General features: G+C 32.8%; 17 protein-coding genes. All 17 read left to right on the forward strand.

From position 1 onward, the window contains the following. On the forward strand, window positions 1-180 hold the full coding sequence (gene rpmD / locus OQ292_RS11000; RefSeq protein ID WP_284682177.1) for a 50S ribosomal protein L30: 180 nt from the start codon (window positions 1-3) through the stop codon (window positions 178-180). 12 nt (window positions 181-192) lie between these two features. Continuing rightward, on the forward strand, window positions 193-639 hold the full coding sequence (rplO, locus tag OQ292_RS11005) for a 50S ribosomal protein L15 (protein WP_284682178.1): 447 nt from the start codon (window positions 193-195) through the stop codon (window positions 637-639). Window positions 640-642: 3 nt separating this feature from the next. Then, on the forward strand, window positions 643-1,983 hold the full coding sequence (gene secY / locus OQ292_RS11010) for a preprotein translocase subunit SecY (protein ID WP_284682179.1): 1,341 nt from the start codon (window positions 643-645) through the stop codon (window positions 1,981-1,983). Beyond that, the gene (gene map, locus OQ292_RS11015; protein WP_284682180.1) at window positions 1,970-2,752 is read left to right on the forward strand and encodes a type I methionyl aminopeptidase; all 783 of its coding nucleotides are present in this window, start codon (window positions 1,970-1,972) and stop codon (window positions 2,750-2,752) included. The genes secY and map overlap by 14 nt, the downstream gene beginning before the upstream one ends. Then, window positions 2,745-2,963 (forward strand): translation initiation factor IF-1, encoded by a 219-nt coding sequence (gene infA, locus OQ292_RS11020; RefSeq protein ID WP_284682181.1) that lies wholly within the window; start codon window positions 2,745-2,747, stop codon window positions 2,961-2,963. The genes map and infA overlap by 8 nt, the downstream gene beginning before the upstream one ends. Window positions 2,964-2,972: 9 nt before the next feature. Beyond that, a complete protein-coding gene (gene ykgO, locus OQ292_RS11025) occupies window positions 2,973-3,089 on the forward strand; it encodes a type B 50S ribosomal protein L36 (protein WP_284682182.1) in 117 nt (38 codons plus the stop codon). 26 nt (window positions 3,090-3,115) lie between these two features. Beyond that, window positions 3,116-3,493, forward strand: coding sequence for a 30S ribosomal protein S13 (gene rpsM / locus OQ292_RS11030; protein ID WP_284682183.1), 378 nt, complete (start codon window positions 3,116-3,118; stop codon window positions 3,491-3,493). Between the two features lie 10 nt (window positions 3,494-3,503). Continuing rightward, window positions 3,504-3,896, forward strand: a complete 393-nt coding sequence (gene rpsK / locus OQ292_RS11035) for a 30S ribosomal protein S11 (RefSeq protein ID WP_284682184.1) — start codon at window positions 3,504-3,506, stop codon at window positions 3,894-3,896. Window positions 3,897-3,924: 28 nt separating this feature from the next. Next, window positions 3,925-4,530: a 30S ribosomal protein S4 gene (gene rpsD, locus OQ292_RS11040; protein WP_284682185.1), complete on the forward strand. Its 606-nt coding sequence runs from the start codon at window positions 3,925-3,927 to the stop codon at window positions 4,528-4,530. 47 nt (window positions 4,531-4,577) lie between these two features. Continuing rightward, complete coding sequence (locus OQ292_RS11045) at window positions 4,578-5,567, forward strand: DNA-directed RNA polymerase subunit alpha (RefSeq protein WP_284682186.1); 990 nt, start codon at window positions 4,578-4,580, stop codon at window positions 5,565-5,567. A 49-nt stretch (window positions 5,568-5,616) separates the two neighbouring features. Beyond that, window positions 5,617-6,192 (forward strand): 50S ribosomal protein L17, encoded by a 576-nt coding sequence (gene rplQ / locus OQ292_RS11050; protein ID WP_284682187.1) that lies wholly within the window; start codon window positions 5,617-5,619, stop codon window positions 6,190-6,192. An 83-nt stretch (window positions 6,193-6,275) separates the two neighbouring features. Beyond that, window positions 6,276-7,397: a glutamine-hydrolyzing carbamoyl-phosphate synthase small subunit gene (carA, locus tag OQ292_RS11055; RefSeq protein WP_284682188.1), complete on the forward strand. Its 1,122-nt coding sequence runs from the start codon at window positions 6,276-6,278 to the stop codon at window positions 7,395-7,397. A 49-nt stretch (window positions 7,398-7,446) separates the two neighbouring features. After that, window positions 7,447-8,793, forward strand: a complete 1,347-nt coding sequence (locus OQ292_RS11060) for an amidohydrolase (protein WP_284682189.1) — start codon at window positions 7,447-7,449, stop codon at window positions 8,791-8,793. Between the two features lie 27 nt (window positions 8,794-8,820). Then, entirely contained in the window at window positions 8,821-11,715 is a 2,895-nt protein-coding gene (locus OQ292_RS11065; protein ID WP_284682190.1) for a type ISP restriction/modification enzyme, read from the forward strand. A 32-nt stretch (window positions 11,716-11,747) separates the two neighbouring features. Next, entirely contained in the window at window positions 11,748-12,815 is a 1,068-nt protein-coding gene (locus OQ292_RS11070; protein WP_284682191.1) for a lysylphosphatidylglycerol synthase transmembrane domain-containing protein, read from the forward strand. A gap of 349 nt (window positions 12,816-13,164) precedes the next feature. Then, window positions 13,165-14,766 (forward strand): amidohydrolase family protein, encoded by a 1,602-nt coding sequence (locus tag OQ292_RS11075; protein ID WP_284682192.1) that lies wholly within the window; start codon window positions 13,165-13,167, stop codon window positions 14,764-14,766. A 117-nt stretch (window positions 14,767-14,883) separates the two neighbouring features. Next, window positions 14,884-15,312: a secondary thiamine-phosphate synthase enzyme YjbQ gene (locus tag OQ292_RS11080; RefSeq protein ID WP_284682193.1), complete on the forward strand. Its 429-nt coding sequence runs from the start codon at window positions 14,884-14,886 to the stop codon at window positions 15,310-15,312. The last annotated feature ends 33 nt before the right edge of the window (window positions 15,313-15,345 follow it).

The raw sequence follows: 15,345 nt of genomic DNA on the forward strand, positions 1-15,345 counted from the left end.
ATGGCTAAAGTTAAAATTACACAAATAAGAAGTGCTATTGGCAAGCCTAAAAGGCAAAAATTAGTAATCACTTCTCTGGGACTTGGTAAAATTAACAAATCAAGGGAGATTGAGTTAAATCCTCAAATAGAAGGAATGATCTCAAAAGTAAGTCATTTAGTAAAAGTAGAGGAGATATAAACAGGATATATCATGAAACTTCATAATTTGAAGCCTGCAAAAGGTTCTGTAAGAAGTAGAAAAAGAATTGCAAGAGGCCAAGGCTCAGGTATGGGTGGTACTAGTACTAGAGGTCACAAAGGTGCTAAATCCAGATCTGGTTATAGTCAGAAAGAAGGTTTTGAAGGTGGGCAAATGCCTCTTCAAAGAAGGGTTCCTAAGTTCGGATTTACCAATCCAAACAGGGTAGAATATAAACCAGTTAATGTTGAATCACTTCAAGAAATTGCGGAAAAGAATAATATTTCTACTTTTGCAGTTTCAGATTTCCATAAATATGGTTTAGCTTCTAAAAAAGACAGAGTAAAAATCTTGAATAGAGGTGAGTTATCTGTAAAATTAGAAGTTGAAGCACATGCTTTTTCAAATTCTGCTAAAGAAAAAATAGAAAACGCAGGAGGAAAGGCAATTATAATTTAAACTATGAAAAGGTTCTTTAAGACATTACAAAATATCTTTTCGATCGAGGAGCTTAGAACAAGGATTTTTTATACTATTGGATTCCTGATAGTATTTAGATTAGGTTCATTTATAGTTCTTCCTGGTGTAGACCCAGAGCAGTTGAATCAGACTTCCAATAGTTTTTTTGGAATGATCAACACCTTCTTAGGTGGTGCTTTTAATAGAGCATCAATATTTGCTCTAGGTATTATGCCATATATTTCTGCTTCTATTGTTATTCAGCTTCTTTCAGTTGCAGTTCCGTATTTTCAGAAAATGCAGAAAGAAGGAGAATCAGGAAGAAAGAAAATTAATCAGATTACTAGAGTGCTTACAATTGTAATTACAATTGCTCAAGCTTCTACTTATATTGCAGCTACTATTCCAGCTGAGGCAATATTAATTGATAATACATTTTTCCTTGTTTCATCAATGTTTATCTTAACAGCAGGTACAGTATTCTGTATGTGGTTAGGAGAAAGGATAACGGAGAAAGGAATAGGAAATGGTATATCAATGCTGATAATGATCGGAATTATATCAAGTTTTCCACTTGCCATTGTTCAGGAGATTGGTGAAAAAGGAACAAGTGGTTTATTATTACTAGTCTTAGAGTTTCTTGCCCTTTTCTTTATAGTAATGAGTGTAGTGTTACTAACTACTGCAGTAAGAAGAATTCCAGTTCAATATGCAAGACAAGTAGTTGGTGGATCTAAAAAGCAGTTAGGTAAGGGACAAAGGTCGTATATACCATTAAAGGTAAATACCGCCAATGTAATGCCTATCATTTTTGCTCAATCATTGATGTTTTTACCATCTTTAGTTGCATCTGCATGGGCAGACCAGAATGATACGGCAAGATATATAGCTCAAACCTTTGCTACTTTCACATCACTCGAATACAATATTACTTTCGCGATATTAATTATCTTGTTCACATTTTTCTACACAGCCATTACAATTAATCCAAAGCAAATGGCTGATGATATGAAGAGGAACAATGCATTCATTCCTGGTGTTAAGCCAGGAGATCCTACAGCAGATTATATAAGTGCTGTTATAGATAAAATTACACTTCCAGGAGCTTTATTCTTAGCCATTGTAGCAGTTTTACCTGCATTTGCTAATGCAGCTGGGATAAGTATTAACTTCGCTCAGTTTTATGGAGGTACTTCACTAATTATTATGGTAGGTGTAATTTTGGATACTTTACAGCAAATTGAGAGTTACCTGTTAATGAGACATTACGAAGGTATGATGAAATCAGGTAAACTTAAAGGTAGATCACAAAACGTTCCAGCTGTTTCAAATGATATATTATAAGACTTTAGCAGAAATAAAAGCAATAAAGGAAAGTGCTCAAATACTTGGCAAAGCTCATGGAGAGGTAGCTAAGCATGTAAAGCCTGGAATTTCAACTAAAGACTTAGACAAGGTAGCTGAGGAATATATTAAAGATAATAATTCGACGCCTTCATTTTTAGGTTATAATGGTTTTCCTGCCTCATTATGTATCTCAGTTAATGAAGTTGTTGTTCATGGAATACCAGGGGAATATGTGTTGAAGGAAGGAGATATAATCTCAATAGATTGCGGAGTAAATCATAACGGGTTTCATGCAGATAGCGCTTATACTTATAGTGTAGGTAATATCGATACTAAAACTCAGGAGCTATTAGAAGTTACAAAAGACTCTTTGTATAAAGGTATAAATGCAATGACTTCTGGTGGTAGAATAGGAGATATAAGTTTTGCTATTCAAAGTTATGCTGAGAAACATGGTTTTTCAATCGTAAGAGAACTAGTTGGACATGGTGTTGGTAAGAAGTTACATGAAAAACCTGATGTTCCAAATTTCGGGAAGAGAGGAAGAGGTCCCAAACTTGAAAATGGGTTAGTAATAGCAATAGAACCTATGATCAACCTTGGTACAAAAAGTATAGTTCAAGAAAGAGATGGATGGACTATTAGAACCCGGGATAAAAAACCGTCAGCACATTATGAGCATACTGTTGCTTTTGTTGATGGAAAACCTGAAATATTAACGACTTTTGAATATATAGAAAACGTATTAGCGACTCAATATGCCTAAACAAGATAATATAGAACTTGATGGTACAATAGTAGAAGCTTTATCTAATGCAAGATTTCGAGTTAAACTTGAAAATGGGCATACAATACTAGCTCATATTTCTGGGAAAATGCGAATGAACTATATAAGGATTTTACCAGGTGATAAGGTTAAGTTAGAAATGACACCTTATGATCTTACCAAAGGAAGAATTGTTTACAGATATAAATAATTTAAAGATATGAAGGTTAGAGCATCCATAAAAAAAAGAAGTTCTGATTGTAAAGTGATCAGAAGAAAAGGAAAGCTGTATGTTATAAACAAAAAAAACCCTAGGTTTAAGCAAAGACAGGGATAATTATTTAAAATTATAAATTCAAACAGATGGCACGTATTTCTGGAGTTGATATTCCTGATAATAAGAGAGGAGTTATAGCACTTACCTATATATTTGGTATTGGTGATTCATCTGCCAAGTCAATCTTGGAGAGAGCAGGCATAGCAGAAGATAAGAAAGTTAATGATTGGACTGATGATGAGTCTAGCAAAGTAAGGGATCTCATTAACAATGAATTCAAGATAGAAGGTGAGCTAAAATCTGAAATTCAACTTAATATTAAAAGGTTAATGGATATTGGTTGCTATAGAGGATTAAGACACAGAAGAGGTTTACCGGTTAGAGGGCAAAGAACTAAAAATAACTCTAGAACCAGAAAAGGTAGAAGAAAAACTGTTGCTAATAAGAAAAAGGCTACTAAGTAATATTTAAGTCATGGCTCAGAAAAGAAAAGATAAAGCAAAGAAAAGAGTAGTAGTAGTAGAATCTTTAGGTGAGGCGCACATAAGAGCATCATTTAACAACATTATTATCTCTATTACTAATAAAGAAGGACAGGTTATTTCATGGTCTTCTGCTGGTAAAATGGGATTTAGAGGATCTAAGAAAAATACTCCTTATGCAGCTCAAATGGCTGCTCAGGATTGCTCTAAAGTAGCGTATGATCTTGGATTAAGAAAAGTAGAGGTATTTGTTAAAGGACCTGGTGCTGGTAGAGAATCTGCTATTAGAACTATCCAGAATTCAGGAATTGAAGTAACTACTATTAAGGATGTGACTCCACTTCCACATAATGGTTGCAGACCTCCAAAAAGAAGAAGAGTATAATATAAATTATATAAATATATTTTAGATAATGGCTAGATATATTGGTCCTAAATCAAAAATTGCGAGAAAGTTTAATGACCCAATTTTTGGTCCTTGTAAAGAGCTGAAGAAGAAACCTTATCCTCCTGGACAACACGGGAAAGGTAGAAGAAGAAAGAAATCTGAATATGCAGTTCAGCTAGCAGAAAAACAAAAAGCAAAAAATACATATGGATTGCTTGAAAAGCAATTTAGAAATGTATTTGAGAGAGCAGCAAGAAAACAAGGTATCACTGGTACTAACTTGCTACAATACTTAGAAGCTAGATTAGATAATACTGTATATCGTTTAGGAATTGCTCCTACAAGAGCTGCAGCTCGTCAATTAGTTTCTCACAAACATATAACTGTTAATGGTGATCTTGTAAATATTCCTTCATTTACAGTAAAACCAGGTGACATTGTTAGTGTGAAATTAAAATCACAGTCTTTACCAGTAATCAAAGAAAGTGTTTCTGGAAGACAAATTTCAAAATATAGCTGGTTAGAATGGGATGCTACAAGACTTGCTGGTAAATTTTTAAGTTTGCCAGAAAGAGAGGAAATTCCAGAAAACATAAAAGAACAGCTAATTGTCGAATTATATTCTAAGTAATATATTTCCACATATTTTTTTTCAATACCTGTAAAAGTTTCAGACATATGTCAATATTAGCATTTCAAATGCCCGATAAAGTGGTAATGGATAAAGCTGATGATTTTCACGGCTTATTTGAATTCAAACCACTAGAAAGAGGTTATGGTGTCACTATTGGAAATGCATTAAGAAGAATATTACTTTCTTCACTGGAAGGTTATGCCACTGTTGGTGTTAAGTTCCCAGATATATTGCACGAATTTTCATCTATTGAAGGAGTTGTTGAAGATGTTACAGAAATAATTCTTAACCTTAAAATGGTTAGGTTTAAGAAAACATCTGAGAGTCCTAATAATAAGATAAATATTAGTGTTTCTGGTAAAGAAAAGTTTACTGCTGGTGATATTGCTGAATTTACTACAGATTACAAGATTTTGAATCCTGACTTTGTAGTATGTCACATAGATCCATCAATTACTTTCCAAGTTGAACTTACTGTAGAGAAGGGAAGGGGATACGTACCAGCTGAAGAGAACCAGCCAGCAGAACAGGTTTTTGGTTATATTCCGATCGATGCTATTTTCACTCCAATTAAAAATGTGAAATATAGTGTAGAAAATACAAGGGTAGAGCAGAAAACTGACTACGAGAAGCTTTTAATAGATATTGAAACAGATGGTTCTATACATCCTGAAGATGCGCTAAAAGGAGCTGCAAATATTCTGATTCAGCACTTTATGCTTTTCTCAGATCAGACTATGACATTTCAGCCTGATAGCAAACCGGAAGAAGAACCAATTGATGAAGAATTTCTTCATATGCGTAAATTGCTTAAAACTCCACTTTCTGATCTTGATCTATCAGTTAGAGCTTACAACTGTCTTAAAGCGGCAGATGTTAAGACATTAGGAGATTTAGCAAGCCTAGAAATCTCTGATATGATGAAATTCAGAAACTTTGGTAAAAAATCTCTTACTGAGCTTGAGCAATTAATAGCTGAGAAGAATCTGACTTTCGGAATGGATGTTTCTAAATATAAACTTGACGAAGATTAATTAATAAAAGTTTTAGATAGACAGGATTCTGTTTTGAAAATTTATTGAAATGAGACACGGTAAAAAAATAAATCATTTAGGTAGAACTGCTTCTCATAGAAAAGCAATGCTTTCTAACATGGCATGTTCTCTTATATTACATAAGAGAATTACAACTACAGTTGCAAAAGCTAAAGCACTAAGAAAGTATATCGAACCTCTAATAACTAAATCAAAAACAGACACAACTCATTCGAGAAGAACTGTTTTTTCTTATCTTAATGATAAAGTAGCTGTTACATTGTTATTCAATGAAGTAGCTGATAAAGTTGCAGAGAGACCTGGTGGTTATACTAGAATAATAAGAACAGGTTTTAGATTAGGTGATAATGCCGAAACTTGTCTAATAGAGTTAGTAGACTACAACGAATTACTAGTTAAAGAAACTGCTGATTCTAAATCTAAAACTAGAAGAAGTAGAAGAGGTGGTAAAAAGAAATCTGAGCCTAAAAATGTAGCTCCTGTTGCTGAAGAGGTAGAAGAAACTGCTGTAGATGAAGAAGTGAAGAATGAAGCGGCTACTGGTGAAGTTGAAGAAAGTAACGATTCAGATTCAACAGAAGAAAAACCAAAGAGTGAAGATTGATTTTACATATATTTATAATTTATATTTGAAGGAAATGGGTTAGCCATTTCCTTTTTTTTTACAAAATTTTCAAAAAACTCAACATGTACGATATTAAAAAGAAGCCTGCAGTTTTACTTTTAGAGGATGGTACAAGCTTTTTCGGAGTATCTATTGGAAAGCAAGGTACAAGTGGTGGTGAAATATGTTTTAATACAGGTTTAACTGGTTATCAAGAAATATATACCGACCCTTCTTACTATGGTCAAATCATAGTCAATACCACTTCTCACATAGGAAACTATGGTGTTGTAAGTGATGAGACAGAATCATCATCAGTTAAGATAAAAGGATTAGTTGTAAAAACATTCTCTGAGATTTATTCTCGTAAAACAGCTGATAGTTCTTTACAAGATTATTTGGATAATGCAGGAGTTGTAGGAATCGCAGAAATAGATACTCGCAAATTAGTGAGACATATTAGAGAAAAAGGAGCGATGAATGCAATTATTTCATCTGAAATTCTTGACCTAGAAAACCTTAAAGAGGAATTGGATAAAATTCCTTCAATGGATGGGCTAGAGCTTAGTTCAAAAGTAACGACTTCTAAAGTTGTTGAGCAAATAAGTGATAATGAAGAGTTCAAAGTTGCAGTTCTTGACCTTGGAATTAAAACAAATATTTTAAGAAACTTTAAGCAGAGAAACTGTAGCTACAGAGTTTATCCAGCTAATACACCATTTGAAGAAATGCAAAAATGGCAACCAGATGGTTACTTTATTTCAAATGGCCCTGGTGATCCTGCATCAACTGCCTATGCAGTAGAGACGGTTAAGCAAATTTTGGATCAAAATATTCCTTTATTTGGTATTTGTATGGGACACCAAATGTTAGGGCTTGCTGCTGGAATAAGTACTTATAAAATGCACCATGGGCACAGGGGATTAAATCACCCAGTTAAAAATCTATTAACTGGAAAATGTGAAATCACATCTCAAAACCATGGTTTTAGTGTAAGTGCAGAGGATATTGCAAAATCAGAGAATGTTGAAGCAACTCATATAAATTTAAATGATGATACAGTTGAAGGTATCAGAATTAAAAATAAAAATGCATTTTCTGTACAATATCACCCTGAATCTTCACCTGGTCCACACGATTCAAGATATTTATTTGATGATTTTATAGAAATGATTAAGCTAAGTAAAAACAGTATACCTGCATAATGATTAAATTGCGATTAAGTATCAATTTATTTAATTGCAACAAATCACTATGAAAATTTTTATTACGCTAAAATCATTTTTATTAGCCGCATTGGTTTGCGGGGCTACTTTTCAGACTTACGCTCAAAAAAACTTTCTTGAAAAAGAAGTATTTGCTAAAGCAGATGAACTAAACGATAAGGTTATTAAATGGAGAAGAGAAATCCATGAAAACCCAGAACTTTCTAATCGTGAGTTTAAAACAGCTGAAAAAGTAGCCAATCATTTAAAATCCTTAGGGATAGAAGTTGAAACAGGTATTGCATATACTGGTGTTGTTGGAATTCTAAAAGGTGATAAACCCGGTCCAGTAGTAGCTTTAAGAGCAGATATGGATGGTTTACCTGTTGTAGAAAGAGTAGATATTCCATTTGCCTCAAAGGTAAAAGATACCTACAATGGGCAAGATGTTGGGGTAATGCATGCATGTGGTCACGACACTCACGTAGCTATTTTAATGGGAGTTGCAGAGCTGCTTTCAGGTATGAAGAAAGACTTGAAAGGAACTGTGAAGTTTATTTTTCAGCCAGCAGAAGAAGGAGCACCTCCTTCAGAAGGTGGTGGAGCAGAGATGATGGTTGAAAAAGGAGTTCTTGAAAACCCTAAGGTAGATGCAATTTTTGGTTTACATATTAATTCTCAAACTGAAGTTGGTAAGTTAGTTTATAAATCTGGTGGAACTCTAGCTGCTGCTGATGTATTCAGAATTAAAGTTTTAGGTAAGCAAAGTCATGGATCACAGCCTTGGGGTGGAGTTGACCCAATAGTAGTAGCTGCTCAAATTGTAAATGGTTTGCAAACTATTGTAAGTAGACAAGTTGACCTTACAAATGAAGCAGCAGTTGTAACAGTTGGAACTATTCATGGAGGAGTAAGACATAATATTATTCCAGAAGATTTAGAGATGACTGGTACAATAAGAACACTGGATACTGAAATGCAGGATATTATTCATGAAAAAATAAAAATTACTGCAGAAAAAATAGCAGAAAGTGCAGGAGCGAAAGCTATAGTAGAGATTGATAAAGGAGTGCCTGTAACTTATAACGATCCAGAGTTAACTACTGAAATGCTACCTACATTAATGAGTGTAGCAGGTGAAAGTAATGTAATTAATACAAAAGCAAGAACTGGGGCTGAAGACTTTTCCTTTTTCCAAAAGGAAGTTCCTGGTTTATTCTTTTTTCTGGGAGGTATGCCTATAGGTACAAACCCTGCAGATGCAGCACCTCACCATACTCCAGACTTCTATGTAGACGATAGTGGACTTAACTTAGGTGTAAAAGCCTTAACTATGCTTACACTTAACTACATGGATCAAAATAAGATGAATCAGAAAGTGAAAACTGTTAGATAAATAAAGATTCATTTAAGAAATAAGGTTTTGAAACAAATAGATTTCGAAAACTTTTACAAGAGAATAATAAAAGGGGAATATGATTCATATTCCCCTTTTGTCAATCTATTATGTGAATGCATTGTAGAAAAAAACTATTTCATAATTGAAGTAGATAGTAATTCTTATTCGATTTTAAATCAATATGGATTTAAAAAGGCCAATTGTACTATTGGAAATACTGATAATTCCACAGAGTTTAATATACAAAGCTTAGAAATAAATGGAGCGTTTGTTAAACTTAAAAAAGCAGATAAGGTAATAAAGCAATGTGAGGTAGACGATAAACAATCAAGTAAAAAAATAATAGACTTATTCTCAAAAGAAGACCCTTCTGTATATAAAACTTTTGTTGCCTCATATCAAAAGTTATTAAAAGCTATTGAATCAGCTAAAGATGGGTTTGATAAATTAATTGATGAGAGTCTCAAAAATATTGATCACAGAACTAGCTTTAATTCATTATTAGCATTTTTTGAACTCACATTTCCTGAAAAACTACTCAGAAATCAAATTAAAAATTGGCTATTAACTCATATAGTCATATCTGAAATCTTCACGAAAATCAATATAGTTTCAAGACTAAAAAATGATGAATGTTATGAAGTTTTAGAGAAGACAATAGAAGGTTTCAATTTAAAAAATGAGCATTTTCACAAAAATCTGACTGAGTTAATTGATGGTATTGACTTCTCAAATATTGAACATATTGACATTTTTTTGAAAGGTTTTATTAATGATTTAAGCTTAGTTTTTAATGAAAAGAGAAGGCAATCAAATAAAATAGAATCTCTTTTATGGATAAAAGCTATACAGAAAAAGCTACCTATAGATAAGCAGGATATACTATTTATAAATTCGACTTCTGAAGTTATTCTATCAAGTTTAGGCCAACTCTCTGCGTCTGATAAAAACACCTATTATATTTATCACGATCAGCTACCAGACTATTATTTAACCGTATCGAAAATTGGAACAAACCGAGATGCTATAAATATTAAAAGTTGTTTTGCCGATTTACTTTTTGCTAAGCCTACTCAATCTGAAACTCAGCAGCAAAATCTCTTTTTTAGTAATAAAAAGTATTCAATTTCACTCCCTAACACTAACAAATTTGACCTTATAATAAAGGATGTTAGTAATAGTGTTATAAGAAGCACAGAAGATGATGTAAACTACAAAACTCCTACAAATACCGGAATTGATAATAGAATAGAACAATACTATCTGAGTAAAGAGCAGGTAGCAATTCCAACTAAATTTATAAACTTGTTAAGGTTTTTAAGGGTAGGAACAGACTACTTGAAAAATGAAGGAGAACTATTATATTTTTTGCCTAACCATACGATTTATAATACGAATCTCAACACGCTAAGAAAGGCACTAGAAAAAGATTTTAACATAATTAGAGGTACTTCAATTTCAAATAGCATTGTTGATTCTAATTTGATTTTTCAAACAAAAAAGAATTCAACTGCAACAGAAGCTTCTAATATTCTTTTATCTGAGGTGGGGTACAAGCAACTTTTAGATGTACTGGAAGCTGGAGAAGAATTAGAATTTGATAAAATACAGCCAGAAAATGGGAACTGGATACATACTGAATATCAGAATTATATAGCTCTATCTGATAATGATAAAGGTATAAATGAAGGAATTTTTAGTTCTAAAACAAAAGGAGTCTTTAGTAAAGAAAATAAAATTCCAGATGAAGTTATACAAGACACTTTAAATAAAGAAGAAGGAATTTGTATACAAACTAATCCATTTGTTAGTCAGCAAATAAAGGAATTATCTCAGGTAAAAGATGAATTTGACGTATTAAAAATTCCATTTGAAGAACCTAATCTATTTATCACAACAGGTTTTAATAGTAATAAAAATAAACTTGAAGTGCTAGCAAGTAAATACGTGCCTTACCAACATATTTTTAGCAGAACTAAAGTTTATCCTTTTTATGCTAGTTCTAAGGAGAAAACCATCAATATAAATGAGGTTATTTATAGAGTTTTTAGAAATTATTATGCTGAAAAGTTAAATACAGATTTTGAGAAATTTATTCTAGAAAAAGATAAATCTTTGCTCGAAAGTGTTTCAACTTTAGTAAAACATACCAAAAATTTCCCTGCTTTATTTAGATATGCAAATAAGCTAGATGAAATATTAAATGAGAATAAAGGCAAAAGATTAATTCTGTATTTAGAGCTATTATGGGAAAATATAGCAGATTTTGAGAGCAAAGTAATACGCTTTTTAAGAGATGCAAGAGAAAGAAAAGGACTGCTTTTAAATACAAAAAGGGCGATTAACCATCTTCAAATAATATTAAGAGACACATCAAAAGAGGAAATTAGTTTTCAAAAAAAACTTTCATTTATTAGCAGAGAAAATATCTTTTTTTATGTTTATGGTATCTTAAATAGTGATAATTACCTTACCAAATATCAATACTTTTTAAAGTATGAATCACCAAGAATTCCATTAAAGAACAATTTTTATCAATGGAGTATTTTTGGTAAAAAACTTTTTGATCTGCATACAGGTAATTTTTCAGAAAAACTCAATTTAAAAATTATTGAAACAGAGCATAATAATATCATTGATCAGTATTCTAACTTTAAATTTAGCATTCATAAAAAAATTGGGAGTGTAATAATTAGTGATATTATAGAGGTTTCTGGTATACCTTTTAAAGTTTGGGAGTATCAAATAAAAGATAAGTCTCCTTTAGAGTGGTATATTTTTAATTGCAAAAAAGAATATAAAAATACTGCGTTCAATAGGAAACTTGCAGATGAGATTATAGCAGAGATAGAAAGATTTTGTTTCCTTTCATTAGAAAGTCAAAAACTTATTCAAGTTATAAATAGCGAATTGGAATAAATAATTAATGCGCTGTAAATCAAACTTATACGATGATTTTAGATGAGTCTGTTAAACTTGGAAATAGTTCAGGTAAAAAAAGTATTTTAATTAATAGCCTGCAATATATTTTTTTTGGATTACTAGGAGGCTTCCTATGTTATATGGCTTTTAAAGATCAGAACTCTTCTCAATTATTAGTTTCACTCAAAGAAGTTAATTATTGGTGGGTGATTCCGATTTTTATAATATCTCTAGTTAATTCACTCATTCGATCATTAAGGTGGTTAATGCTAATTAAAACTTTGGGTTACAGACCTGGAGTAACAAAAGCCTTTAGCGCATTAATGATTGGCTACATGGTAAATTATGCTGTACCGAGAATGGGAGAAATAACAAGATGTATTGTCTTGAAAAAGTCGGGTCATATCCCATTTGAAGGAACTTTCGGGACAGTAATCACCGAAAGAATTATTGATATTCTATCGCTTTTTTTAGTCTGTATTCTAACATTGGTAATTGCTTACAAAGAGATTTACAAATTTGTATATGATAATATATTTCTTCCAATTGGCCAATCCATTCAACTTTTAGGCGAAAGTATACTTTGGTTGTTACCTTTTATAATCATAGTAACTTGTGCAGTTCTTGCTATTCTGTGGATATTCAGAAAAAAAATATTGGCTTTTCTGTATCAAAAGAAAATCAGAAAAATAATTTCCGATGTTTGGAAAGGAATTGCATCAGTAAGATATGTAGAAAATAAAGGTATGTTTATTATGTATACCTTATTAATTTGGTTCAATTACTTTCTGGTTACATACATTTGGTTCTTTGCAATGGATGACATGACAGGACTAAATATGAAAACAGGACTGGTAATGACTACCCTAGGCAGCATTGGCAAATCTTTACCTATACAAGGTGGAGGAGTAGGGGCTTATCATTACATTATTACTCAGGCAGGAATAATTTTTGGCGTTTCAGAATTGAATGGAAATACACTGGCAATTATAAATCACGGTTTTCAAACCATCTTTCAGATAGGTTTTGGCTTAATCGGATTTCTATTAGTCGCTAAAAACATAAAAGTCTTGCCCGGTAATACCAGGCAAGACTAAATCTACAGCTAATTTACTATTATTTCATCGCTATTTCAGAAGAAACGCGAATATGTTATTTAACAAAAACCTCGGCTCAATCAGTTCAAAATCTGTCAATGTTTTAAGAAAAATAACTTTAAGTACTTTTTAAGCGTGATTTTTTTTCTTCTTTAATGCCCAAACGCTTCAAATTCACCAATCTCTCGCCTTATTTAATAGCTATTTTTAGTGTCATAGCTTAATGAAGCACTCGGTATTTTCATAGTATTGAGAATTTCAATTACTGTAATTTTTTATACAGGTATGTTTTTGTATTATTAATGCAAAATAACATTCACAATATAATTAGCTTATTAAGACTATAACTATGAAGAAACACTATCTGCTTTTATGTGTATGGGCAGTATCAATTTTTTCTGCTAGCTTACTTACCGCACAAGATAGGGGAATAGCAAAAGCCCCAGATAGAACCCAAGGAGTTGGGCCTTTCGATCAATTAATCATTAGAGGAGCCACTTTAATAAATGGAGCAGGCTCACCAGCTATTGGACCAGTGGATGTCGTAATCGAGCAAAATAAGATTACTGATATTAGAGTGGTTGGATATCCTGGAGTAGAAATTAATGAAAACAGAAGACCTGAAGCAAAAGAGAATGCTAAAATCATTGATGCAGAAGGCATGTTCCTTTTGCCTGGATTTATAGATATGCATGGCCACATAGGTGGAAAAGCTCAAGGTACACCTGCCGAATATGTTTTTAAACTTTGGATGGGGCATGGTATCACTACAATTAGAGACCCATCAACAGGAAACGGTTTAGATTGGGTATTAGAACACAAAGAGAAAAGTGATAAAAATGAAATTACTGCACCAAGAATTGAAGCTTACCCAGCATTTGGATTAGGAGCTGAAAAGAAAATTTCGTCACCAGAAGAGGCAAGAAAATGGGTGCAAAGTATTGCTGCCAAAGGTGCAGATGGTATTAAATTTTTTGGAGCAAGACCAGATATTATGGAAGCAGCTTTAGATGAAGCTAAAAAGCATAACCTGCGTTCTGCATGCCACCATGCACAAACAGATGTAGCTTGGTTAAATGTACTAAACACTGCTCGCATGGGACTTACTTCTATGGAGCACTGGTATGGTTTACCAGAAGCAATGTTTACTGATAGAACCATCCAAGATTATCCGGCAGATTATAATTACCAAAATGAGCAAGATCGTTTTGCAGAAGCAGGAAACTTATGGAAACAAGCTGCTGAACCATATTCAGAAAAATGGAATGCAGTAATGAATGAATTGTTGGAGCTTGATTTTACCATAGACCCAACATTTAACATTTATGAAGCTAACAGAGATTTTATGAGAGCCAGAAGAGCAGAGTGGCACGAAGAATATACTTTACCTTCTTTGTGGCGCTTTTATCAGCCAAGTAGAGTTTCGCATGGTTCGCACTGGCATTTCTGGTCTACCGAAAAAGAAGTTGATTGGAAACACAACTATCAGCTTTGGATGACTTTTGTAAACGAATATAAAAACAGAGGTGGTAGAGTTACTACAGGTTCAGATTCAGGCTATATATATCAATTATATGGTTTCGCTTATATAAGAGAACTTGAATTGTTGAGAGAGGCTGGCTTCCATCCATTAGAAGTAATTAGAGCTGCTACTTTAAAAGGTGCTGAGGCATTAGGTAGAGATAAAGAAATTGGAACAGTGGAAGTTGGAAAACTAGCAGACTTAGTTTTAGTAGAAGAGAATCCTTTATCAAACCTTAAAGTTTTATATGGTACAGGTGCTATCAAACTTAGCGAAAGTAACGAAGTAGAGAGAGTTGGTGGAGTAAAGTATACCATTAAAGACGGCATTATCTACGATGCCAAAGCGCTTTTAAATGATGTGAAGCATATAGTTGAAGATGCTAAAAAAGAAGAAGGTTTTGAAATTAAACAACCTGGAATGAATTAATTCTTTTAGCTGAGAATTTTTAATTATTTAATTTGATTATTATAATGAGAAGCTACCATTTTATATGGTAGCTTTTTTCTTACATTAGATTTTTAATCGCGTTTAGAAGAGAATAACATGGAAGTATATCAAAAAACAATTCAGTTACCTGCATTTAAAAGAGGTTTCCATTTGGTAACCAGAAAAATAGAAACGGCCATTCCGGAGCTCAGAAATTTCAAGTCAGGAATAGCCCATGTATTTATCCAGCATACCTCAGCCAGTTTAAGTATTAATGAAAATGCCGACCCTACAGTGAGAATGGATTTTGAAAGTCACTTTAATCAAATGGTTCCGGAAAATGCACCTTACTACAAACATAATTACGAAGGGCCAGATGATATGCCTGCACATATAAAAGCTTCTCTCTTAGGTAGTTCTGTATCTTTACCTGTTACAGATGGTACATTTAATGTTGGAACATGGCAAGGAATATACTTGTGTGAGCATAGAGATTATGCCTCGTCAAGAAGGTTGGTGTTAACAATTATGGGAGAATATTACTAGTTTATAATTGATTTAACAGAAAAGATAAATTAA

Source organism: Chondrinema litorale (assembly GCF_026250525.1).
In the GTDB taxonomy this organism is placed as follows: domain Bacteria; phylum Bacteroidota; class Bacteroidia; order Cytophagales; family Flammeovirgaceae; genus Chondrinema; species Chondrinema litorale.

What these genes read in the sequence shown, in the direction of transcription:
- rpmD (WP_284682177.1), top strand. Translation starts at nt 1, where the DNA reads ATGGCTAAAGTTAAAATTACACAAATAAGAAGTGCTATTGGCAAGCCT.
- rplO (WP_284682178.1), top strand. Translation starts at nt 193, where the DNA reads ATGAAACTTCATAATTTGAAGCCTGCAAAAGGTTCTGTAAGAAGTAGA.
- secY (WP_284682179.1), top strand. Translation starts at nt 643, where the DNA reads ATGAAAAGGTTCTTTAAGACATTACAAAATATCTTTTCGATCGAGGAG.
- map (WP_284682180.1), top strand. Translation starts at nt 1,970, where the DNA reads ATGATATATTATAAGACTTTAGCAGAAATAAAAGCAATAAAGGAAAGT.
- infA (WP_284682181.1), top strand. Translation starts at nt 2,745, where the DNA reads ATGCCTAAACAAGATAATATAGAACTTGATGGTACAATAGTAGAAGCT.
- ykgO (WP_284682182.1), top strand. Translation starts at nt 2,973, where the DNA reads ATGAAGGTTAGAGCATCCATAAAAAAAAGAAGTTCTGATTGTAAAGTG.
- rpsM (WP_284682183.1), top strand. Translation starts at nt 3,116, where the DNA reads ATGGCACGTATTTCTGGAGTTGATATTCCTGATAATAAGAGAGGAGTT.
- rpsK (WP_284682184.1), top strand. Translation starts at nt 3,504, where the DNA reads ATGGCTCAGAAAAGAAAAGATAAAGCAAAGAAAAGAGTAGTAGTAGTA.
- rpsD (WP_284682185.1), top strand. Translation starts at nt 3,925, where the DNA reads ATGGCTAGATATATTGGTCCTAAATCAAAAATTGCGAGAAAGTTTAAT.
- OQ292_RS11045 (WP_284682186.1), top strand. Translation starts at nt 4,578, where the DNA reads ATGTCAATATTAGCATTTCAAATGCCCGATAAAGTGGTAATGGATAAA.
- rplQ (WP_284682187.1), top strand. Translation starts at nt 5,617, where the DNA reads ATGAGACACGGTAAAAAAATAAATCATTTAGGTAGAACTGCTTCTCAT.
- carA (WP_284682188.1), top strand. Translation starts at nt 6,276, where the DNA reads ATGTACGATATTAAAAAGAAGCCTGCAGTTTTACTTTTAGAGGATGGT.
- OQ292_RS11060 (WP_284682189.1), top strand. Translation starts at nt 7,447, where the DNA reads ATGAAAATTTTTATTACGCTAAAATCATTTTTATTAGCCGCATTGGTT.
- OQ292_RS11070 (WP_284682191.1), top strand. Translation starts at nt 11,748, where the DNA reads ATGATTTTAGATGAGTCTGTTAAACTTGGAAATAGTTCAGGTAAAAAA.
- OQ292_RS11075 (WP_284682192.1), top strand. Translation starts at nt 13,165, where the DNA reads ATGAAGAAACACTATCTGCTTTTATGTGTATGGGCAGTATCAATTTTT.
- OQ292_RS11080 (WP_284682193.1), top strand. Translation starts at nt 14,884, where the DNA reads ATGGAAGTATATCAAAAAACAATTCAGTTACCTGCATTTAAAAGAGGT.